The organism is Arthrobacter sp. B2a2-09, from assembly GCF_027587375.1.
Taxonomy (GTDB): Bacteria; Actinomycetota; Actinomycetes; order Actinomycetales; family Micrococcaceae; genus Arthrobacter.
The window spans coordinates 64,760-85,678 of the sequence record NZ_JAMXIC010000023.1 but is presented as its reverse complement, the minus strand read 5'-3'; the positions used below and the strand labels follow the sequence as shown (position 1 = coordinate 85,678).

At 65.0% G+C, this 20,919-nt stretch carries 16 protein-coding genes; 12 read left to right on the top strand and 4 right to left on the bottom strand.

The features are described 5' to 3' along the window. The first annotated feature begins 157 nt into the window (after positions 1-157). The 6 genes from NFJ07_RS20220 to NFJ07_RS20195 all read left to right on the top strand — a co-directional run bounded on the left by NFJ07_RS20220 (position 158) and on the right by NFJ07_RS20195 (position 7,537). Entirely contained in the window at positions 158-1,084 is a 927-nt protein-coding gene (locus NFJ07_RS20220; protein WP_269997253.1) for an alpha-E domain-containing protein, read from the top strand. Further along, positions 1,081-1,932: a transglutaminase family protein gene (locus tag NFJ07_RS20215; RefSeq protein WP_269997252.1), complete on the top strand. Its 852-nt coding sequence runs from the start codon at positions 1,081-1,083 to the stop codon at positions 1,930-1,932. Before NFJ07_RS20220 ends, NFJ07_RS20215 begins: the two co-directional genes overlap by 4 nt. Before the next feature lie 120 nt (positions 1,933-2,052). Then, positions 2,053-3,093, top strand: coding sequence for an LLM class flavin-dependent oxidoreductase (locus tag NFJ07_RS20210; protein ID WP_269997251.1), 1,041 nt, complete (start codon positions 2,053-2,055; stop codon positions 3,091-3,093). A gap of 79 nt (positions 3,094-3,172) precedes the next feature. Next, positions 3,173-4,429: a uroporphyrinogen-III C-methyltransferase gene (cobA, locus tag NFJ07_RS20205; RefSeq protein WP_269997250.1), complete on the top strand. Its 1,257-nt coding sequence runs from the start codon at positions 3,173-3,175 to the stop codon at positions 4,427-4,429. 98 nt (positions 4,430-4,527) lie between these two features. Beyond that, a complete protein-coding gene (locus tag NFJ07_RS20200) occupies positions 4,528-5,994 on the top strand; it encodes an FAD-dependent oxidoreductase (protein ID WP_269997249.1) in 1,467 nt (488 codons plus the stop codon). Positions 5,995-6,160: 166 nt separating this feature from the next. After that, positions 6,161-7,537 (top strand): MBL fold metallo-hydrolase, encoded by a 1,377-nt coding sequence (locus NFJ07_RS20195; protein WP_269997248.1) that lies wholly within the window; start codon positions 6,161-6,163, stop codon positions 7,535-7,537. A gap of 270 nt (positions 7,538-7,807) precedes the next feature. On the opposite strand, the gene NFJ07_RS20190 is transcribed toward NFJ07_RS20195, so the two are convergent. The 3 genes from NFJ07_RS20190 to NFJ07_RS20180 form a co-directional block, all read right to left on the bottom strand. Then, positions 7,808-8,488: a FadR/GntR family transcriptional regulator gene (locus tag NFJ07_RS20190; protein WP_269997247.1), complete on the bottom strand. Its 681-nt coding sequence runs from the start codon at positions 8,486-8,488 to the stop codon at positions 7,808-7,810. Continuing rightward, positions 8,485-9,750 (bottom strand): MFS transporter, encoded by a 1,266-nt coding sequence (locus tag NFJ07_RS20185; protein ID WP_269997246.1) that lies wholly within the window; start codon positions 9,748-9,750, stop codon positions 8,485-8,487. The genes NFJ07_RS20190 and NFJ07_RS20185 overlap by 4 nt, the downstream gene beginning before the upstream one ends. A gap of 181 nt (positions 9,751-9,931) precedes the next feature. Then, positions 9,932-11,374 carry a PucR family transcriptional regulator gene (locus NFJ07_RS20180; protein ID WP_269997245.1) on the bottom strand — a complete coding sequence of 481 codons (1,443 nt, stop codon included), beginning with the start codon at positions 11,372-11,374 and terminating at the stop codon, positions 9,932-9,934. Positions 11,375-11,518: 144 nt separating this feature from the next. On the opposite strand from NFJ07_RS20180, the gene NFJ07_RS20175 reads away from it, so the two are divergent. Next, on the top strand, positions 11,519-12,949 hold the full coding sequence (locus NFJ07_RS20175) for a gamma-aminobutyraldehyde dehydrogenase (protein WP_269997244.1): 1,431 nt from the start codon (positions 11,519-11,521) through the stop codon (positions 12,947-12,949). A 47-nt stretch (positions 12,950-12,996) separates the two neighbouring features. After that, positions 12,997-14,352, top strand: a complete 1,356-nt coding sequence (gabT, locus tag NFJ07_RS20170; RefSeq protein ID WP_269997243.1) for a 4-aminobutyrate--2-oxoglutarate transaminase — start codon at positions 12,997-12,999, stop codon at positions 14,350-14,352. A 122-nt stretch (positions 14,353-14,474) separates the two neighbouring features. Here gabT and rarD read toward each other — a convergent pair whose 3' ends face one another. After that, complete coding sequence (rarD, locus tag NFJ07_RS20165) at positions 14,475-15,485, bottom strand: EamA family transporter RarD (RefSeq protein ID WP_269997242.1); 1,011 nt, start codon at positions 15,483-15,485, stop codon at positions 14,475-14,477. A gap of 186 nt (positions 15,486-15,671) precedes the next feature. Here rarD and NFJ07_RS20160 point away from each other — a divergent pair, with 186 nt between their 5' ends. The 4 genes from NFJ07_RS20160 (at position 15,672) to exaC (ending at position 20,914) form a co-directional block, all read left to right on the top strand. Beyond that, positions 15,672-17,105 carry an FAD-dependent oxidoreductase gene (locus tag NFJ07_RS20160; RefSeq protein WP_269997241.1) on the top strand — a complete coding sequence of 478 codons (1,434 nt, stop codon included), beginning with the start codon at positions 15,672-15,674 and terminating at the stop codon, positions 17,103-17,105. A gap of 83 nt (positions 17,106-17,188) precedes the next feature. Continuing rightward, positions 17,189-18,553 carry a GAF domain-containing protein gene (locus NFJ07_RS20155; RefSeq protein WP_269997240.1) on the top strand — a complete coding sequence of 455 codons (1,365 nt, stop codon included), beginning with the start codon at positions 17,189-17,191 and terminating at the stop codon, positions 18,551-18,553. A gap of 83 nt (positions 18,554-18,636) precedes the next feature. After that, positions 18,637-19,242, top strand: a complete 606-nt coding sequence (locus tag NFJ07_RS20150; protein WP_269997239.1) for a hypothetical protein — start codon at positions 18,637-18,639, stop codon at positions 19,240-19,242. A gap of 148 nt (positions 19,243-19,390) precedes the next feature. Further along, positions 19,391-20,914, top strand: coding sequence for an acetaldehyde dehydrogenase ExaC (gene exaC, locus NFJ07_RS20145; RefSeq protein WP_269997238.1), 1,524 nt, complete (start codon positions 19,391-19,393; stop codon positions 20,912-20,914). The last annotated feature ends 5 nt before the right edge of the window (positions 20,915-20,919 follow it).

The window sequence follows — 20,919 nt, the reverse complement described above, 5'->3', positions numbered from 1 at the left end:
CAGCGGAGCTGCCCCGTTCCTCCATCACGGTCCGTGAACAGGTCTCGGTCTGGCCCGTCGAAAGCAACTGGCGGGACGGTGCTGACCAGTGAAACGCGGTGCCGAGCAGTGAACGCCGAAGGCAACACCCCTATCCGTAGCCACAGGAGGTAGAAACATGCTCAGCCGTATCGCTGAATCGCTGTTCTGGATCGGCCGCTATGTGGAGCGGGCCGACGGAACGGCCAGAATCCTGGACGTCCACCTCGAACGCCTCAATGGCCTAGGCGAAGACGAGCAGAACCGCGTCTCCAGGAACCTCATGGCCCTGATGGGCTCTGACCCCGGGACGGAGGCCGTGACGCTGGATCGGCTCCTCAAATGCCTGGCCTATGACAAGGCGAGCCCCACGTCCATCGCAGGATCGCTCTCCGCGGCCCGGGAGAACGCCAGACGCGCCCGGGAAACGGTGTCGTCAAGTCTCTGGGAAGGACTGAACACCACCCACAACGGACTCAAGAAGCAACGCAAGGACCTGGTGGGAACATACCGCTTCTGCCATTGGGTGCTTGAACGCACCGCTATGGTCTCCGGCTCCGCCGACTCAACGGTCAGCCACGACGACAGCTGGCTCTTCATGGTGTTGGGGCGTTCGCTGGAACGCGCCGACATGACGGCGCGCATGCTCTCTACACGGGACTTGCTCTCCGGAAGCCTCTCATGGGTGAACATGCTCCATTGCGCCGGTGCTTACGAATCATTCCTGCGGAACAGGGGTGGATCCTCCGGAGACCAGGATGCTGCCGAATTCCTCCTCCTGGACAGGCTCTTTCCCCGCTCCATCGTGTACGCGCTGCGGGACGCCGAAGAGTGCCTTTCCAAGCTGGATCCCTCTGCGCAACGGGTAGGCTTCATCGACGACGCCCGGCGGGTGGTGGGGCAGGCCCGCACCTTCCTGGAGTTCCACCGCACGGACAACCTCATTGAGGAACTGCCGGAGCACATGGAACGTGTCCAGAGGGCGGTCAGTCAAGCCTCCGAGGCCGTCTCCCGCAAATACTTCAACCAGGCCTCTGAACTCGAATGGATAGGGGAAGTCTCATGACCCGGCTCAGCATCGTGCACACCACGGCATACAAGTACAAGAAGAACGTGACCCGGTCCTACAACGAGGCGAGGTTGACGCCGATGAGTGATGCCCAGCAGGTGGTGCTGGAATCCAAGCTGAAAGTGTCGCCGTCGCAGGCCGCCGTCGGAAGCTACCGGGACTACTGGGGCTCCCGGGTGAGCACCTTCGACATGCAGCACCGGCACGGCGAGATGAAAGTGACTGCCGTGTCCACCGTCGAGGTGGACCGCAGCGCCGGCCCGCCGTCGTCGTCGTCCGAAATTGGTTGGGACGAGATCCGTTCCAGCACTACTACTGACGCCTTCAGCGAGTGGATTGCGCCTTCACAACTTACGGCCATCGGCAAGGAGATCCGCAAGGCCGTGGCCCGCGTGGCGGAGGGCTTGGAACCCGCGGAGGCCGCCCCCGCCGTCATGGAATGGATGCGGGCCAACATGGAGTATGTCAAGGGGGTTACCGGCGTCAGCACCAATGCCGAGCAAGTCTGGCAACAGCGCAAGGGTGTTTGCCAGGATTTGGCCCACCTCGGTATCGCCGCTTTGCGCAGCTTGGGCATTCCGGCGCGATACGTATCGGGCTACATCCACCCGGTCCCGGATGCGGCCATAGGGGAGGCCGTTGCCGGACAGTCCCACGCGTGGCTTGAGTGGTGGACGGGACAGTGGTGCAGCTGGGATCCGACCAACCACAAACCGGCAGGCAACCTCCATGTGACGGTGGCGCGCGGCCGGGATTACCGCGACGTTGCGCCCGTGCGTGGGATCCTTTCCGGCGGCGGGGGATCGGTCTTGAGCGTAGAGGTCCAGATCACCAGGCTCACCTGAACGGGTGCGCCCGACGGCGGACCGGGGCACCCGCCGTCGGGCGCTTCTTCTTTCGGAAGGCGCGCCTCGCCGCGCACGCACCTAAGGAATTCCCCGGCCCGCCGCGTGGTTGACGCGGGCATGAAACGAATCGGTTTTCTTTCCTTCGGCCATTGGGGACCCGTCCAAGGCTCCTTGACTCCTTCGGCTGGCGACGCCCTGCTGCAGGGGATCGACCTCGCGGTTGCGGCGGAGGAACTCGGCATCAACGGAGCTTTCTTCCGCGTGCACCACTTTGCGCGCCAGCAGTCCTCGCCGTTCCCCCTGTTGGCGGCCATCGCGGCCCGGACCAGCCGGATCGAGATGGGCACGGGCGTGATCGACATGCGCTACGAAAACCCGCTCTACATGGCAGAAGAGGCAGCCGCGACCGACCTCATCAGCCAAGGCAGGCTCCAGTTGGGCGTTAGCCGTGGTTCACCCGAGCCAGCCCTGCACGGCGCCCGGTACTTCGGCTACGCCCCTGCCGAGGGTGAGGACGACGCCGCGATGGCCCGCCGCCACACCGCGGTCTTCCGGCACGCAATCGCCGGCCATGGAGTGGCCGAAGCCGATCCCTCCTTCATGGGCGGCGGCCGTGGACTCCTGCCGATCCAGCCGACGTCGCCCGGGCTGCCGCAGCGCATCTGGTGGGGCGCAGGCACCCGCAAGACCGCCGTCTGGGCCGCGGAACAAGGCATGAACCTCATGAGTTCCACACTCCTCACCGAGGACACCGGGGTTCCCTTCGACCAGCTCCAGGCCGAACAAATCAGCATGTTCCGGGAATCGTGGGCAGCCGCCGGGCACGGTTTTGAGCCGCGCGTTTCGGTCAGCCGCAGCATCATTCCCGTGGTGGACGGCGAGGACGAACGCTATTTCGGACTCCGCGCGCAGGTGGATAACCGCGACCAAGTGGGCATGCTCGACGGCGCACTGTCGAGGTTCGGCAAGAGCTACGTCGGCGAGCCCGATGCCTTGGCCGAGGAACTCGCGCAGGACGCCGCGGTCCAGGCAGCGGACACGGTGCTCATTACCGTGCCCAACCAACTCGGGGTGGAATACAACATGAAGCTGCTGGGCAACATCGCCAAATACGTGGCCCCGGCGATCGGCTGGGAGGCGCCCGCCGCGCAAGCGTAATGTGACGCAGGGTTACCTAGCGTGAACTGGTGTTTCCGGACCTTTGAAGCATGTTACGGCCCGGCCCTACAGTTTTTTCATGGCAATACAGGACATCTACCCCACAGCCCTGCGGCTGCTCGGCCGCCCGGTGCTGGTGGTGGGCGGCGGACCCGTAGCTGCGCGACGCGCCAAGGGACTGCTCGACGCCGGCGCCCGGGTGACCGTGGTGGCCCCCGTTGCCTCTGACGCGCTCCGCGAACTCGCCGCCTCCGGCCTGCTCACCTGGGAGCCACGCACTTACCGTTCCTCCGACGTCGACGGCGTGTGGTTCGTCCAGACGGCCACCGGCGTTGCCGCCGTGGACGCCCAGGTAGCGGCCGACGCCGAGGCGCAGCGCATCTGGTGCGTCAACGCCTCGGACCACGAATCCTCGGCAGCCTGGACCCCCGCCGTCGCTGTTGTCGACGACGTGAAGATCGCCATCAACGCCGGCGGAGACCCTCGCCGTGCAATGGCGCTGCGCGACGCCGTTGCCACCGCACTTGAAACGGGAGACCTCCCGCTCCGCCGTCGTCGTGCCTCAACCGGAAGCGTCGCCCTCGTGGGTGGCGGTCCCGGCGATTCCGGGCTCATCACCGTCCGCGGCCGGCGCCTCCTGGGCCAGGCCGACGTCGTCGTGGCAGACCGCCTCGGACCGCGCGACTTGCTGCAGGAACTTGCTCCCGACGTCCGCGTGATCGAGGTCGGCAAGACTCCCGGCCATCATCCCGTGCCGCAACTCGAGATCAACCAGATCCTGGTGGAAGAAGCCCTGGCTGGCCACCGCGTGGTCCGGCTCAAGGGCGGCGACCCCTACGTCCTGGGCCGCGGCGGCGAGGAAGCGGAATTCTGCCGGCAGAACGGCGTCGAGGTTGAAGTGGTTCCCGGTGTCACGTCGGCGATCTCCGTGCCGGCAGCGGCAGGCATTCCCGTGACGCACCGTGGACTTGCGAAGGGCTTCAGCGTGGTGACCGGCCACGAGGAACTGTCCGAAGTTCCGGCCCGACCGGACCACACCGTGATCCTGCTCATGGGTGTTGCCAAACTCCGCGAATCCGCCGCTGCCCTCGCCGAATCCGGAATGCCCCTGGACACGCCAGTGGGTATCGTAGAGAACGGCTACATGCCCGAACAGCGCGTCACGATCGGCACTTTGGCAACCATTGCCGAGCAAGCCGAGGCCACCGGCGTCGCAAATCCCGCAGTGATTGTGATCGGCGATGTCGTACGTGTCAGCCCGTTCGCCCCCGAACATTTCAAGACCGCTGATTACAGCACCCTGACCCCCAACAAGCCCCGCGTCGTTACCCCCTAGCCCCTCACCCAACTAGCTCGCAGTAGGTGTCGTTATGAGCCCTCAAAACGACAACAATTGCGAGCTAGTTGGGAAGCACACTGAAAAGGAACACAGCCGTGTCATCTAGCACCACCGTAGGAACCGCCGCACGTCCGCTGCGCGTCGCCGTCGTCGGCTCCGGCCCGGCAGGCGTCTACGCAGCTGACATCCTGACCAAGAGCGAGGCCGTCAAGAGCGGCGAGCTGACGGTCAGCATCGACCTCTTCGACCGCTACCCGGCCCCCTACGGCCTGATCCGCTACGGCGTTGCCCCGGACCACCCCCGCATCAAGGGCATCGTGAATGCCCTGCACAAGGTCCTGGACCGCGGCGACATCCGTTTCTTCGGCAACGTCGACTACGGCCCGGACATCTCCATCGAAGACCTGCGTACGCACTACGACGCCGTCATCTTCGCCACCGGCGCCATCAAGGACGCGGACCTGAACATCCCGGGCATCGAGCTGGAAGGCTCCTTCGGCGGCGCTGACTTCGTCTCCTGGTACGACGGCCACCCCGACGTTTCCCGCGAATGGCCGCTCGAAGCCACCTCCGTGGCCGTGCTCGGCAACGGCAACGTGGCACTTGACGTGGCCCGTGTCCTCTCCAAGCACGCCGACGACCTCCTGGTCACCGAAATTCCGGACAACGTCTATGCCGGCCTCAAGGATTCCCCGGTCACGGACGTTCACGTCTTCGGCCGTCGCGGTCCGGCACAGGTGAAGTTCACGCCGCTGGAGCTGCGCGAGCTGTCCCACTCCAAGGACGTTGACATCATCCTCTACGCCGAGGACTTCGAGTTCGACGACGAGTCGGACCGCCAGATCCAGACGAACAACCAGACCAAGACCATGGTGGGCACGCTCACCAACTGGATCGCCGAGCAGCCTGAGGACCTCTCCGAACTCAAGGCCTCCCGTCGCCTGCACCTGCACTTCCTGCACAGCCCGGTGGAGATCGTGGACTCCGCAGACGAGCCCGGCCGCGTCGCCGGGATCCGCTTCGAGCGCACCGAACTGGACGGCACCGGCAACGCGCGCGGTACCGGCGAGCTCGTCGACTACCCGGTCCAGGCCGTGTACCGTGCGATCGGCTACTTCGGTTCGGCGCTGCCCGACGTCGAGTTCGACCACAAGAAGGGCGTCGTAACCAACGACGGCGGCCGCGTGCTGGACGCTTCCGGCGAGCACGTTCCGGGCTTGTACGCAACGGGTTGGATCAAGCGTGGCCCCATCGGCCTCATCGGCCACACCAAGGGTGACGCGTTGGAGACGGTCACCTACCTCCTGGAAGACCGCGAAAACCTGCCGCTCGCCGCCGTTCCCGAGGCGGACGCCGTCGTCGAGCTCCTGGACGCCCGCGGCGTGAAGTTCACCAGCTGGGAAGGCTGGCTGGCCCTGGATGCCCACGAGCTTGCTTTGGGCGCCGCCGCTTCCGACGCCGGTACGTCGCACGGCGTCGAGGTCCAGCGCGAACGCATCAAGGTTGTGCCGCGTGAGGACATGGTGGACATTTCCCGCGACGGCGTGGCCGCACAGGTCTAGGACTCCCTACCCCAAGCAACGGGGGCCCACACCCGCAGGGTTCCCTGGCCGAGCTTGCGAGGCTAGGGGGCGGGTGGGGAGGGTCACTTAGCGCCCATCCGGAACATCGGAATGGGCCGTAAGTGACCCCGCGTTGCTTTTAAGTGGGCGGGGTTAGACTCTCGTCATGGAAGTTGTCGTCGTCGAAACGTCCCAACTGGGGGACCGCAGCTACCTCGTACATGACGGCACGGTGGCACTCGTGATCGACCCCCAGCGTGACACCGACCGCGTCGAAACAGCAGCGCGAAACGCCGGTGTCACCATCACGCATGTCGCTGAGACCCACCTCCATAACGACTACCTCACGGGTGGCCTCATCCTTGCCCGGGACCACAACGCCCGTTACTTGGTGAATGCCGCGGATAGGGTGGCGTTTGAGCGTGAGCCTGTTCTTCCCGGACAGACGTTCACAGTGGGCAGCCTCTCCGTCAAGGCAGTGGCGACTCCGGGCCATACGCACACGCACCTTTCGTACGTGGTACGGGATGAAGCGCACGACGGCGGCAAGGTAGCAGTGTTTTCAGGCGGTAGTTTGCTGTACGGTTCCGTCGGCCGGACGGATCTGATTGCCCCGCAAGACACCCGCGGCCTGGCCCATGATCAATACACTTCGGTGCGCAGGCTCGTCGAGGAAGCCGGGGCCGAGGCCGCCCTGTACCCGACGCACGGCTTCGGCTCCTTCTGTTCAGTCGGCCCGGCCTCGAAAGCGAAGGCCTCGACGATCGCGGAACAGTTGGCTTCCAACCATGCGCTCACCGACCCTGATGAGGACCATTTCGTGGCCGGACTGCTCGCCAATGTCACGGCTTACCCGAGCTATTACGCGCACATGAATCCACTGAATTCTGCCGGTCCCGGTCCGGCCGTGCTGGACGTGCCGGAATCGGTGGAATCCGCGGAGCTGGAGCGCCGGCTAGAGGCCGGAGAATGGGTGGTGGACCTGCGCAATCGGGTCGCATTCGCTGCGAGCCACCTGCGCGGCAGCGTGGCCTTTGAATACGGGACGGGATCGAGCTTCACGAGCTACCTCGGTTGGGTCCTGCCATGGAACCAGCCGCTGACCTTGCTGGGCGCCCACGACGACGTCGAAAAGGCCATCCGCGACCTCGCAAGGATCGGCATCGAAGCCCCTGATGCGGCAGTCGGTGAGAACCCCGGGGCGTTGGCGTCAGGCATTCCGTTGGTGCGCTATCCGGTGAGTGATTGGATTGGGCTGGTGCGGGACCGAGCCCCGGATGAAACAGTGCTGGACGTGCGCCGTACCGAGGAATTTGCCGCCGCCCATGTGTCCAGGGCAGTGAATGTTCCGCTGCATGAGCTTTTGCTCCGGTTGGACGAATTGCCGACTGCGAGGATCTGGGTGCATTGCACGTCCGGCTACCGGGCCAGCGTCGCCGCGAGCCTGCTGCAGCGAGCCGGCCTCGACGTGGTGCTCATCGACGCACCCTTCCGCGAGGCAGCTGATGCCGGTGTTGAGCTGACGAGTGCCGCTCCGGCCTAGATACCCGGGCCCCTGCGGACGCTCGCTCACTTATGAGGTGTTTCCTGCGGACGCTCGCTCACTTATGACGGCTTTTCCTCAAACGCTCGCTCACTTGAGGTGAGCGAGCGTTGGGGAAAACCCCGACAGATGTGAGCGAGCGTCAGTCAAAAACCCGTCTGATGTGAGCGAGCGTCAGTCAAAACCCCGACAGATGTGAGCGAGCGTTGGTCAAAAGCCCGTCAGAGGTGAGCGAGCGTCAGGGAAAAACCCGTCAGATGTGAGCGAGCGTCAGTGGGTGAGCCACTCCGCGGCGAAGTCCAGGTTGCGGTAAACGCTCGCGACGGCGGCGGCCTCGTCGCGTGCCTCGATGGCGTCGGCGAGTTCGTCGTGGCCTTCGTGGGGCACCCCGTTGAATCCGGCCTTGCGTTGTTGGCGCAGGAGATCGTCATGGAAGACCCCGCCGAAGGACACATATAACTGGTGCAGCAACGGGTTGCCCGAAGCCAGGGCCACCCGCTCGTGGAAATCCCAATCTGCTCGGGCCCAGGCGGGGTAGTCGGCCGCGAGCCATGCGTCGTGGCGTGCTTGGAGGAGGGCCCGCATGGCGGCGATGTCCTCGGCCGTGGCATGCTTCGTGGCCAGTCGGGCGGCTTGGGTGTCGAGCCCCACCCGGACCTCGACTACGTGCTCCTGCGTATGTTCCTTGTACATACGTTGGGCTGCGCCGGAGATCTCGCTGGTGGCCCGGACATAGGTGCCGTCACCGCGGCGAACCTCCAACATGCCGCTGTGTGCCAAGGCTTTGATGGCTTCGCGGAGTGTGCCGCGGGAGACTCCGAGCGAGGCCATGAGTTCCGGCTCGGCCGGAATCTTCTCCTGCAGCGGCCACTCTCCGGACTGGATCATGCCGCGCAGTTGCCTGGTGACTTCCTCGGCCAGGGCGGGCCGGTGCGACGGTATCAGGCTCATGCCACAGGCCTTGGTCCGGCCTTGATCGGCGTGCGTTTGCTGGTCAGCAAGTGGGAGGTCACCATGAGGGCCAGAGCCACCGCGGCAAGAAGTGCCAGGGGGAGGGTCCAAGCGCCCGTAGCACTGTGGAGCAGGCCCATGCCGAACGGTCCCAAAGCCGCAATCAAGTACCCCACGGACTGGGCGACGGTGGACATGGCGGTGGTCTCCGCCGTCGTACGCCCGCTGCGGCTGATGATCACCAGGACCAGCGGGAAGATGCCCAGGCCGAAACCGAACATCACGGCTGGAACTGCCGCGAACGACGTCGGCAGCAGCAGCATTGCGGGGATTGCCAGAAGGGTGGTCCCGCTACCCAGGTACAGGGCGGGCCGCATCATGCCAGGGCGCGAGCCGATGGCCAGCAGGATCATGCCGGCGGCCACCGAAACCAGCTGCATGAGTCCGAACTGGAGGCCGCTCTCGGAGGCGCTGAGTCCTTGGGTTGTCAGGATGTAGGCAAACCAACTCATCACGGCATACGCCAGGAGGGCCTGCAACGTGAAGATTGAAGTGATGAGGAATCCCAGCCGCGTGCGCAGGAGGGGCCACATCGATACGTGCTCCTGGTTGGCCTTGCGTGACGAGCGATGGGTGTGGAGGACCATCGGGAGGAAGCCAAGAAGTGCGGCGACGCCAAGGAGGCCCCACGCCGCAAGGCCCATCGACGGCGAGCCCAGTTGCTGGGCCAAGGGCACGCTAACTGCCGCGGCGAAGGTGGCACCGCCGGACATGGTGAACGTGTAGAGGCCGGTCATCATGGAGGTCTTGCTTGCATAGTGCTCGCGGATGTACGACGGCATGGCCACGTTGCAAACCGCCAGGCCGGACATGGCCAACACTGTTCCGGCGAGGAGGGCGCCGGTCGCGGGGACGCTGCGGACCAGGAGCCCGGCAGCCAGCATTGTCAGCGCCACGAAGATCGACTTCTCGACGCCGATCCGGCGCGACAGCCAGGAGGTGCCCAATCCTGCCACGGCGAAGCACAGCAAGGGGATGGAAGGAAGAATCGACGCCACGAGCGCCCCATAGCCGAGGAATGCCTGCAAATCGTGGAACAGCGCGGCGGCGCTCGTGATGCCGGCGCGCAGGTTCAGGCCGATCAGGATGACGGCGATGATCCCGACGGCGGCGACCACCCGGGATTTCGGCGCCACGGTACCGCCGGTGGCCGGCACAGTTGTTGCTTCTCTTGCGTGGGGAGTCGGGTGAGTTGAGGCCATGCTTAAAGGTTAGACGTTTGACGTTTGGGGTGGGAAGTTTTGTGGTGAATCTCTCTGGGCCGCCGTGGGAGCCCAACTAACTCGCAGTTAATGTCGTTTTCAGCGCTCAAAACGACAACTACTGCGAGTCAGTTGGGGACGGCCGACGGCGGCAGGGGACGGCCGGCGGCGGGAGGGGACCTCAGCGCGGGTTGCGCGCTCCCAGCCGTTGCACCGCCAGGGCAAGCCACAGCTGCACCCGGTCAGGCGTCTGGACCGGGTCGTAACCGGTAAGGTCCGTGATTTGCGCCAAGCGGTAGCGCACCGTATTGCGGTGCAGGGTCAGGGCTTCGGCGACGGCGGCCACCGAACCATTGTGGTTGAGGTAGCTTTCGAGGGTCGAAACGAGCTCCGAGCCATGAGCGGCGTCGAACTTGCGCAGGGGAGTGAGCGCCTCACTGGCCATATCGGCCAACGGCACATCCTCGCTTGCCAGCAACAGCGAGGTCAGGCTGAGCCGCTCAGGTTCGTTGACCGGCAGACCGTGCGCCACGGCGTCGCGCGCTTCGAAATAACTCCAGCGAACGCCGTTCGGTTTGGTGTAGGCGCCGCCGATCCCGATCACCGCGTGGATCCCCGCTTCCAGAAGGTGGTCACTGAGATCCTTGGCGAGCGCGCTCGCGGAACTGCCGTCGTCGGGCACTACCGTCACCAGGTCCTTCCCGACGACGGCGGTCACCCCGCCGTCGAGCGACTGCGGCAGCGATGTGCTGCTGAGTTGTTTGTGGTGGGCGGCGGAGACCACCAACAGGACCACGTTCTTGCGTGTGCTGTTGATTCCGACGCCGGCCAGGCGGCGGGCGCCCTCCACCGTGTCCAGCGTTCCGTGGATGACATCGTCCAGCACCTGGCCCGCCAAAGCCCGCTGGCTCTGGCGCTGCTTGACCATGTTGTTGAGTTCCACGCTGATCAGGTTCTGCGCATAACTGACAATCCCGGTGTCGCCGAAGGGTTGCTTGATCCATAGGGTGCAGGCGTCGCGGCGGCCAGTCGGGATGGGGAAGGACGCCCAGTCGTCAGCCGTCGGCGCGGGGTTGCCGGCCACGCTGTTGTAGAGCTGGGCGCTGAACTGCGTGAGCGCTATGTCTGTCCGGAGCATGCTGCCCAACTGCTTGAGCAATTCGCCGAGCCCGCCGCCGGTCAGCAGGGCCCGGGCCAGGATCTGGTGACCGGCAATGAGGCGCTCCAGCTTGGAGTAGTGGTCGGCGGATTGGGAATCGGCGACGAGTTTGCCGATGGCGATGAAGGGGGTCTCGTACGGGACTTCCACGAGGGGCAGCCCCCATCGGTTCGCCTCCGCAATGAGGGCAGGGGGCACGGCCTCGTGGGTCAGCCCGGTGCCGAAGCCGATGCCGACGGCTCCCGCGCGCTGGACCTGGCGCACGAAGCGGCGCTGTTCCGCGGCCCCACTGAGCCTGAGTCCTGTGGTCAGGATCAACTCGCCGCCGTTGAGGAAGCGTTGGGGATCCTCTTGCTCGGTCACGGCCACCCAGCGGATATCTTCGTTCCAGGTGGTTTCTGCGAGGCCGGCTTTACGGAGCCGAAGAGAAGGGACGGCGACGAGCGCGGCGAGTGACATTGCCATGCCAAAAAGGATATCCCGGCACTGGTCATTCGCACTAAGTCGTGGTGGTCGGGGTGTGCACCTGACTATTCCGCGCCGCGGGGTGCTGGCATAGGCTCGGAGCAGCTGCAACCAATGCCTAGACACCGAAAGAGGTTGTACACCGTGGTCCAAACCTTGCAGAACTTCATCAACGGCGAGTTCGTCACGCCGGCAGGCACCGAACTGCTGCCCATTGTGAACCCCACCAACGGCGAGATTGTCGCTCATGCGCCTATCTCCACGGAGGCCGACGTCGATGCTGCCATGAATGCGGCGAAAGAAGCCTTCAAGTCCTGGAAGCATGTCACGCCTGGCCAGCGCCAGCTCATGCTGCTCAAGCTCGCTGATGCCATCGAGGCCAACAACGACGAGCTCGTTGAGGCACAGCACCGCAACACCGGCCAGGTCCGCGCCCTCATCGCGTCCGAAGAAGTTGCCGCTGGTGCAGACCAGCTCCGCTTCTTCGCCGGCGCCGCGCGCATCATGGAAGGCAAGTCCGCTGGCGAGTACTTCGAGGGCCACACCTCGTACGTGCGCCGCGAACCGATCGGCGTCGTGGCCCAGGTTGCACCGTGGAACTACCCGTTCCTCATGGGCATCTGGAAGATCGGACCCGCCCTCGCCGCAGGCAACACCGTTGTTCTCAAGCCCTCGGACACCACTCCGGAATCCACCTTGGTCCTGGCCCGTCTGGCGGGGGAGATCTTCCCTGCCGGCGTCCTCAACGTGGTCCTCGGCAACGGGGCCACCGGCTCCATGATGGTCGAGCACAAGGTCCCGGGCCTCGTCTCGATCACCGGTTCGGTTCGTGCCGGCATTGCCGTGGCCAGCGGAGCGGCCAAGGGCCTCAAGCGTGCCCACCTGGAGCTCGGCGGCAAGGCCCCGGCCATTGTCTTCAAGGACGCCGACATCAAGAAGAGCGCAGCGGCAATCGCCGAATTCGCCTTCTTCAACGCCGGCCAGGACTGCACGGCCATCACCCGCGTGCTGATTGAAGATTCCATTCACGACGACATGGTTGCCGCCATGGTGGAACACACCAAGACGCTGCACACCGGTTCGCAGAACGACGACGAAAACTACTTCGGCCCGCTCAACAACGTGAACCACTTCAACGCCGTGAACTCGGTGGTGGAGCACCTGCCGGCCAACTGCAAGATCGAAACCGGTGGCCACCGTGCGGGTGAAAAGGGCTTCTTCTTCGAGCCCACCATCATCACCGGCGCCAAGCAGAGCGACGACGTCGTCCAGAAGGAAACGTTCGGACCCGTCATCACCGTCCAGAAGTTCACCACCGAGGCCGAGGCACTCGAGCTGGCCAACGACGTCGAATACGCCCTGGCATCCAGCGTCTGGACCACGGACCACGGCACCGCCATGCGGATGAGCCGCGACCTGGACTTCGGTGCTGTCTGGATCAACACCCACATCCTGCTGACCGCTGAGATGCCGCACGGCGGTTTCAAGCAGTCCGGTTACGGCAAGGACCTGTCCATGTACGGCGTCGAGGACTACACGCGCATCAAGCACGTCATGTCCGCCCTTGACGCCTAAGTCCTGGCCCAAACACGGCACGCACCAGTAAGAAAGAAAGAACCATCATGACCGCAACAGCACATGAAATCACCTACCGCCTGGACCAGAAGCGCAGCATCAACGGCGCCTTCCCCGGCCCCAAGTCCCAGGCCCTGAACGAGCGCCGCGCGGCCGTCGTCGCTGCCGGCGTGTCCTCGGGCGTGCCGGTTTACGTTGAGGACGCCGACGGCGGCATCATCCGCGATGTCGACGGCAACTCCTTCATTGACCTCGGCTCCGGCATCGCCGTCACCAGCGTGGGCGCTTCGGACCCCGCCGTCGTCGCCGCCGTCCAGGACGCTGCAGCGCACTTCACCCACACCTGCTTCATGGTCACCCCGTACGAAGGCTACGTCGCCGTCGCCGAGCAGTTGAACCGCCTCACCCCGGGCGACCACGAGAAGCGCACCGTGCTTTTCAACTCCGGCGCCGAAGCAGTGGAGAACGCCGTCAAGGTGGCCCGCCTGGCAACCGGCCGTGACGCGGTCGTCGCTTTCGACCACGCCTACCACGGCCGTACCAACCTGACCATGGCACTCACCGCCAAGGCCATGCCGTACAAGACCAACTTCGGCCCGTTCGCGCCCGAGGTCTACCGCATGCCGATGAGCTACCCGTTCCGCGAGGAAAACCCGGAGATCACCGGTGCCGAGGCGGCCAAGCGCGCCATCACCATGATCGAAAAGCAGATCGGCGGCGACCAGGTTGCCGCGATCATCATCGAACCGATCCAGGGCGAGGGCGGCTTCATTGTCCCGGCCGAAGGCTTCCTGCCGGCACTGTCCGCATGGGCCAAGGAAAAGGGCATCGTCTTCATTGCCGACGAGGTCCAGTCCGGTTTCTGCCGCACGGGTGAATGGTTCGCCGTCAACCACGAGGGTGTTGTCCCGGACATCATCACCATGGCCAAGGGCATTGCCGGCGGCCTCCCGCTGTCCGCCATCACCGGCCGCGCAGACCTGCTCGACGCCGTCCACCCGGGCGGCCTCGGCGGCACCTACGGTGGCAACCCGGTTGCTTGTGCGGCGGCCCTTGCTGCCATCGGCACCATGGAGCAGCACGACCTCAACGCCCGCGCCCGCCACATTGAGGAAATCGCACTCGGCCGTTTGCGTGAGCTCGCTGCTGAAGTTTCGGTTATCGGTGACGTCCGCGGCCGCGGTGCCATGCTGGCAATCGAATTGGTCCAGGCCGGCTCCAAGGAACCGAACGCAGAACTGACCAAGGCTGTTGCCGGCGCGTGCCTCCAGGAAGGCGTCATCATCCTGACCTGTGGCACCTACGGCAACGTGATTCGCCTCCTGCCGCCGCTGGTCATCAGTGACGAACTGCTGCAGGACGGCCTCGAGGTCCTGGCAGCGGCCATCAAGGCCAACGCTTAGCCACAACCTTCAGGTGGACATGCCCACCTCTACACGCAAAGGATGGACATAGTGTGACTATGTCCATCCTTCGCGTTTAACGAGGGGCATGTCCCCTGGTGGTGCGGGGGTAGGCGGGCTGTTTAGGCCGCGCTGAGCCGTGCGCGTTTCCTGATGACCGAGTTCTTGCGTGCCGTGCGCAGCATGTCGAGGGTCAGGAGCAGCAGCGCAAGCCACACGATGCCGAAGCCCACCCAGCGGTCTGGGGTCATGGCCTCGTGGAAGACTGCCAGGGCCACGATGAACTGGAGGATCGGCGCGAAGTATTGCAGCAGGCCGATCGTGGTCATGGGCAGGCGGCGTGCGGAGGCACCGAAGAACAGGAGCGGCACGGCGGTGATGATGCCTGAAGCCGCCAGAAGCCAGAAGTGGCCCGGGCCGTTGCTGCCCAAAGTTCCGGCTCCCGTGAGGCTGAGGATGAGCATGGTGGCGCCGGCAATCGGAGCGAGGACCACGGTCTCCACGGTGAGGCTCGTGATGGCGTTGACCTTCGGCCCTACGCGCTTCTTGACGAAACCGTAGAGTCCGAAACTGAACGCCAGGACCAAAGCGATCCACGGCAGCTTGCCATAGGAAACCGTCAGGACGCCGACGGCGATGAAGCCGATCCCGACGGCGGCCCACTGGAGCGGGCGGAGCGTTTCCTTCAGGACGAAGACGCCAAGGAGCACCGACACGAGCGGGTTGATGAAGTAGCCGAGGGAGGCTTCGACTGCGTGTCCGGTGGTGACACCGAAGGTGTAGGTGAGCCAGTTGATGGCGATCAGGCCGGCAGCAAGGGCGAGTGGTCCCAGGACGGCCCTGTCCCTGAAGGCATTGCCCAGGAGGCGCCATGTCCGGGTGATGGTGATGAGCAGGGCGCAGAAAATGAGCGACCACACCACTCGGTTGGCGACGATTTCCACCGCTCCGGCGGGTTGCAGCACCAGGAAGTAGAGCGGAAGCAGCCCCCACAGACCGTACGCCCCGATCCCGAACACCACGCCCGCCGTCGTCTCCTTCTTTGCTGTAGCAGCGGCCGTGGCGGCAGTGGCAGCTGCAGGAGCACTGGAGGTAGCGGACTGGGCGGGCACGGTTTGCTCGGGCGTAGACACAAAGTCAACAACATCACATATTGCGAAGCTATTCCTGACCGTACGGCCGGAAAGTCAGTGTGAGTTTCCTCGCCCGGTTGTGTCACCTCCCGCCACGTACTGACACTCCGGCCACAACTGAGAACTAGAATTGGAAACTGCGCGCCCCACCACGCGGGGCGGATTCCCGTCTCAGAAGGGTTCACGGTGTCCAACTCGGCCGAAACCACCCCAAAACGTCCATTGCGCGTCGCCATTGTCGGCGCAGGACCGGCCGGCGTGTACGCCGCGGACATCCTGACCAAATCGAACGAGGTCAAGGATGGCGACGTCGAGGTCAGCATCGATCTTTTCGAGGCATACCCCGCGCCGTACGGCCTGATTCGCTACGGCGTGGCCCCGGACCACCCCCGTATCAAGGGCATCGTCAACGCGCTTCACAAGGTCCTGGACCGCGGAGACATCCGCTTCCTCGGTAACGTGACGTACGGCCGCGACCTCACGCTGCACGACTTCCGCGCCTTCTACGACGCGGTGATCTTCTCCACGGGGGCCATCAAGGACGCGGACCTGAACATCCCGGGAATCGAGCTGGAAGGCTCCTTCGGCGGCGCCGACTTCGTCTCCTGGTACGACGGACACCCGGACGTGCCCCGCGAATGGCCGCTCGATGCCAAGGAAGTAGCAGTCATCGGCAACGGCAACGTCGCGCTGGACGTGGCCCGGATGCTCTCCAAGCACGCCGATGACCTCCTGGTGACCGAAATCCCGGACAACGTCTACGCCGGCCTCAAAGCCTCCCCTGTCACGGATGTTCACGTCTTCGGCCGCCGCGGCCCCGCCCAGATCAAGTTCACCCCGCTGGAACTGCGCGAGCTCTCGCACTCCAACGACGTGGACATTGTGCTGTACCCGGAAGATTTCGAATTCGACGAAGCCTCGGACGAGGCCATCCGCAGCAACAACCAGATCAAGACCATGGTCAACACGCTGACCAACTGGCTCGTCGAGGAACATGCCGAAGCCGAGCAGCCCTCGTCCCGCAGGCTGCACCTGCATTTCCTGCACAGCCCGGTAGAGATCGTTTCCGAAGATGGCTCCGGGAAAGTCTCCAGCATCAAGTTCGAGCGCATGCAACTGGACGGCACAGGCAACGCCAAGGGCACCGGCGAGTTCGTGGACTATCCGATCCAGGCCGTCTACCGCGCCATCGGCTACCACGGTTCGCCGCTGGACGAGCTTGAATACGACGCCCGCCGCGGGGTCATTCCCAACGACGGCGGACGGGTGCTTGATGCCGACGGCAAGCCGGTACCCGGTATCTACGCCACGGGCTGGATCAAGCGCGGACCCGTCGGCCTGATCGGGCACACCAAGGGCGATGCGCTGGAGACCATCGGCTGCCTCCTGGAGGACCGCCTCACCCTGCCCCCTGCCGAAAACCCGGATCCGCAGGCCATCATCAACCTCCTGGAAGAACGGGGCATCGAGTACACCACGTGGGAAGGCTGGAACAAGCTCGATGCGCACGAAGTAGCCCTCGGCGCCGGATGGAGCGCCGAAAACCCGGATGCCGGCGTCGTACGCGAACGCATCAAGGTGGTTCCGCGCGAGGACATGATCGAGATCTCGCGCGCCTAGCGGCGCTCGCTTGACCCGTAGGCAAAGCCGCGCGACGCAACTAGACTGGCCCGTACTGTGCTGCGTCCGGTTTTGGGAGTTCGATGAAGAATCCGATCCATCCGGCAGCTTCGGTCAACGACGCCGCCGAGCTGCTGCAGCATCATGCCCGCGCCGGGCACGAGCAACTGGAATCGTGGCGTTACGGGCTTCCCGAGGTCACGGAGCTTCCCGGTTTACGCAGCCTGATCAAGGAATCCTGGCAGCGGTCCGCGCAGCTCAAGGCGAACCCGGACCAGCCCGAGGCACCCGTGGCCATGGTCCTCGACGAGCTGGAGGAATACCGCCGCCAACACCCCCTGGCCACCATCATGCCGGTCATCCAGAAGCTCCTCATCCAGCCCAGCTATGAAAGCGGGCTGCTGGTCGCCGTGGGGGATGAGCTGGGCCGCCTGCTGTGGGTGGACGGAAATCCCGCGATGCGGCGCCGTGCCGAAGGCATGATGTTCGTCGCCGGCGCAGACTGGTCCGAAGCCGCGGTGGGCACGAGTGCGCCCGGCACGGCGCTCGCCTTGGGCCGAGGCATCCAGATTTCCGGCGCAGAGCACTACAAACGCGCGGTCCACCCGTGGAGCTGCACCGCGGTGCCCTTCCACGACCCTGACTCCGGCGCCCTTCTCGGCGTCGTCGACATCACCGGCACGGAAGCGGCCGTCGCACCCCACACGCTTTCCCTCGTTGAAGCAACCGTGGCGGCAGCGCAAGCGCAATTGCGCGTGGAAAGGCTCCAGCTCGCGGCCACCAAGCACTCTGCGCCTGCCCGACGCCGGAACTCGCCTTCCGCCGTCGGCTCCCGCCAGGGCACCGGGCTGTACCGGAACAGCCTCCAGCTGCTGGGCCGGGACCAGGCCCTGTTGAGCATGGGAGGGCGCAGCATTCCGCTTTCCGCGAGGCACAGCGAGATCCTGGCATTGCTGGGAACCCGTCCCGAGGGGCTCAGCGCCGAGGAGCTCGCCCTGGCCCTGTATCCGGGAGATGGCTCCAGCGTGACATTGCGGGCCGAAATGGTACGACTGCGCAAGGTACTCCACGAGCTCGACCCCGCTGCCGTCCCGGAATCCCGCCCATACCGGCTCCCGATCGACCTCGGCCAGGATGCCGCCCAGGTTCTGTCCTGCCTGCAGCGGGGCGCCCACCGCATCGCGTTGGAGATCTACAAAGGAGCCGTCCTTCCGCATTCGGAAGCGCCCGGCATCGTGGAACTCCGCGAGAAGGTCTCGGCGCTCTTGCGCGAGGCGGTCCTCAACGATGGCAGTGCCGAGGCGCTGCTCAAGTATGCCGGGCTGCCCGAGGCGAAGAACGACGTCGACGTCCGGCTTGCCGCCCTCAGGCTCCTGCCGCCGCGCTCGCCAAAGCGGGCCGCCGTCGTCGCCGAGCTTGAACGCCTGGAAAACGAACTGTCGGCCTGACGCTGGCCCCTCGTGTGGCACTCGGGCAATACGGAGTTTCGGCCCGTATCGTAGAACCGAGCCAAACGAAAGAAGCTTCCTCCGTGTTGAACAAACGCCTCGCCGTTGCCCTGACCGTGTCCGGACTCCTTGTCGGAGCCACAGCCTGTGGGGCACCCGCCCAGACAGCGCCCGCATCGGCAACACCTTCGGCCACCACAGCTGCCGCCGCCGGATGGGAACTTGATCCCGCGGCGGGAGGCGACAGGATCAAGGCCGCGGGCCTGGATGTCCTGACCGCTGAAGGCACCGCCGAGCACTATCACGCCCACGTCGATGTTCTGGTCAACGGCAAACCCGTCACTGTCCCGGCCGAGATCGGCTTCAGTTTCGGGGCCGACGGGCAACCGAACGGAATCTCGGCGCTTCACACGCACGACACGTCCGGCGTCATCCATATCGAAGCGCCCACGGCTGGCCTGAAGTACACGCTGGGTCAGGTCCTCAAGGAATGGGGGGTCCTGGACGGCAGCGACTCCACCGGTGCCCCGCATGGTGGAACCGGCGGCTGGACTGCCTACGTGAACGGCGCAAAGCAAAGCGTGCCCGTGACCGACGTGGTTCTCAAGGCCCACGACGAAGTAGTGCTCTCCTACGGTTCGGCGCCTTCGGCGGTTCCGGGCTCCTACGCTTTCCCCGCGGGTCTCTAGCTTCCCGGCACCGGCAGCGGAGTAGCCGCCCAGACCCGAACCGCCCCGAGGTGATCTGAACCACACGGTTGCAACCTGCTTGCAACCTTCCCGCTCCTACGCTGATGGCACAGCAAAGCCACCATCATGCGCAGCAAAGGAGCTACAGATGACTGTTTATGCACAGCCGGGTGCCGAGGGTTCGAAGGTCACGTTCAAGGACCGTTACGAGAACTGGATCGGCGGCGAGTGGGTTGCCCCGGTCAAGGGGCAGTACTTCGAGAACATCACCCCGGTGACCGGGAAGGCCTTCTGCGAGGTTGCGCGGGGCACGGCCGAGGACATCGAGCTGGCCCTGGACGCCGCGCACAAGGTGGCTCCATCCTGGGGCAAGACCTCGGCAACGGAGCGCGCCGCGATCCTGAACAAGATCGCCGACCGGATCGATGAGAATACCGAGCTGCTGGCCGTGGCCGAGACCTGGGACAACGGCAAGCCGGTCCGGGAAACCCTGAACGCGGACATCCCGCTCGCGGCGGACCACTTCCGCTACTTCGCCTCAGCGGTCCGGGCCCAGGAAGGCCACCTGTCCCAGCTGGACGAGGACACCACGGCCTACCACTTCCGCGAACCGCTGGGCGTGGTGGGCCAGATCATTCCGTGGAACTTCCCCATCCTGATGGCCGTGTGGAAGCTCGCCCCGGCGCTGGCCGCGGGCAACGCCGTCGTCCTCAAGCCTGCCGAGCAGACCCCGTCCTCCATCCTCGTGCTGATGGAACTGATCAGCGACTTGCTCCCCGCCGGCGTCGTGAACGTGGTCAACGGCTTCGGCGTCGAGGCCGGCAAGCCGCTGGCCTCCAGCCCGCGGATCCGCAAGATCGCCTTCACCGGCGAGACCACCACAGGCCGGCTCATCAGCCAGTACGCGTCCCAGAACCTGATTCCGGTAACCCTTGAATTGGGCGGCAAGAGCCCGAACATCTTCTTCGACGACGTCGCCGCGCAGAACGACGCGTTCTACGACAAGGCCCAGGAAGGCTTCACGCTCTTCGCCTTCAACCAGGGCGAAGTCTGCACCTGCCCCTCCCGCGCCCTGGTGCAGGAAGGCATCTACGACTCCTTCATGGCCGACGCCGTGGCCCGGACCAACAAGATCATCCAGGGCAACCCGCTGGACACCGAGACCCAGCTCGGTGCCCAGGCCTCCAACGACCAGCTCGAAAAGATCCTTTCCTACATCGACATCGGAAAGCAGGAAGGCGCCAAGGTCCTCACCGGTGGCGCCCGTGCCCAGCTCGACGGCGACCTCGCCGGCGGCTACTACGTCCAGCCGACTATCTTCGAAGGCCACAACCGGATGCGGATCTTCCAGGAAGAGATCTTCGGCCCTGTGGTGTCCGTGACGAAGTTCAGCGACTACAACGACGCCATCGGCATTGCCAACGACACCCTCTACGGACTCGGCGCCGGCGTCTGGTCCCGCAACGGCAACGTCGCCTACCGGGCAGGCCGGGAAATCCAGGCCGGCCGGGTCTGGGTCAACAACTACCACGCCTACCCGGCCGGTGCCGCGTTCGGCGGCTACAAGTCCTCCGGCATCGGACGCGAGAACCACGCCATGATGCTGGACCACTACCAGCAGACCAAAAACCTCCTGGTCAGCTACAACGAAAACAAGCTCGGCTTCTTCTAAGCCGC

Coding starts and splice junctions, on each gene's coding strand:
- NFJ07_RS20180 (WP_269997245.1), bottom strand. CDS start 11,374: ATGGCAATGTCACTCGCCGCGCTCGTCGCCGTCCCTTCTCTTCGGCTC.
- NFJ07_RS20155 (WP_269997240.1), top strand. CDS start 17,189: ATGAAGAATCCGATCCATCCGGCAGCTTCGGTCAACGACGCCGCCGAG.
- cobA (WP_269997250.1), top strand. CDS start 3,173: ATGGCAATACAGGACATCTACCCCACAGCCCTGCGGCTGCTCGGCCGC.
- NFJ07_RS20195 (WP_269997248.1), top strand. CDS start 6,161: ATGGAAGTTGTCGTCGTCGAAACGTCCCAACTGGGGGACCGCAGCTAC.
- NFJ07_RS20190 (WP_269997247.1), bottom strand. CDS start 8,488: ATGAGCCTGATACCGTCGCACCGGCCCGCCCTGGCCGAGGAAGTCACC.
- exaC (WP_269997238.1), top strand. CDS start 19,391: ATGACTGTTTATGCACAGCCGGGTGCCGAGGGTTCGAAGGTCACGTTC.
- NFJ07_RS20220 (WP_269997253.1), top strand. CDS start 158: ATGCTCAGCCGTATCGCTGAATCGCTGTTCTGGATCGGCCGCTATGTG.
- NFJ07_RS20185 (WP_269997246.1), bottom strand. CDS start 9,750: ATGGCCTCAACTCACCCGACTCCCCACGCAAGAGAAGCAACAACTGTG.
- gabT (WP_269997243.1), top strand. CDS start 12,997: ATGACCGCAACAGCACATGAAATCACCTACCGCCTGGACCAGAAGCGC.
- NFJ07_RS20210 (WP_269997251.1), top strand. CDS start 2,053: ATGAAACGAATCGGTTTTCTTTCCTTCGGCCATTGGGGACCCGTCCAA.
- NFJ07_RS20215 (WP_269997252.1), top strand. CDS start 1,081: ATGACCCGGCTCAGCATCGTGCACACCACGGCATACAAGTACAAGAAG.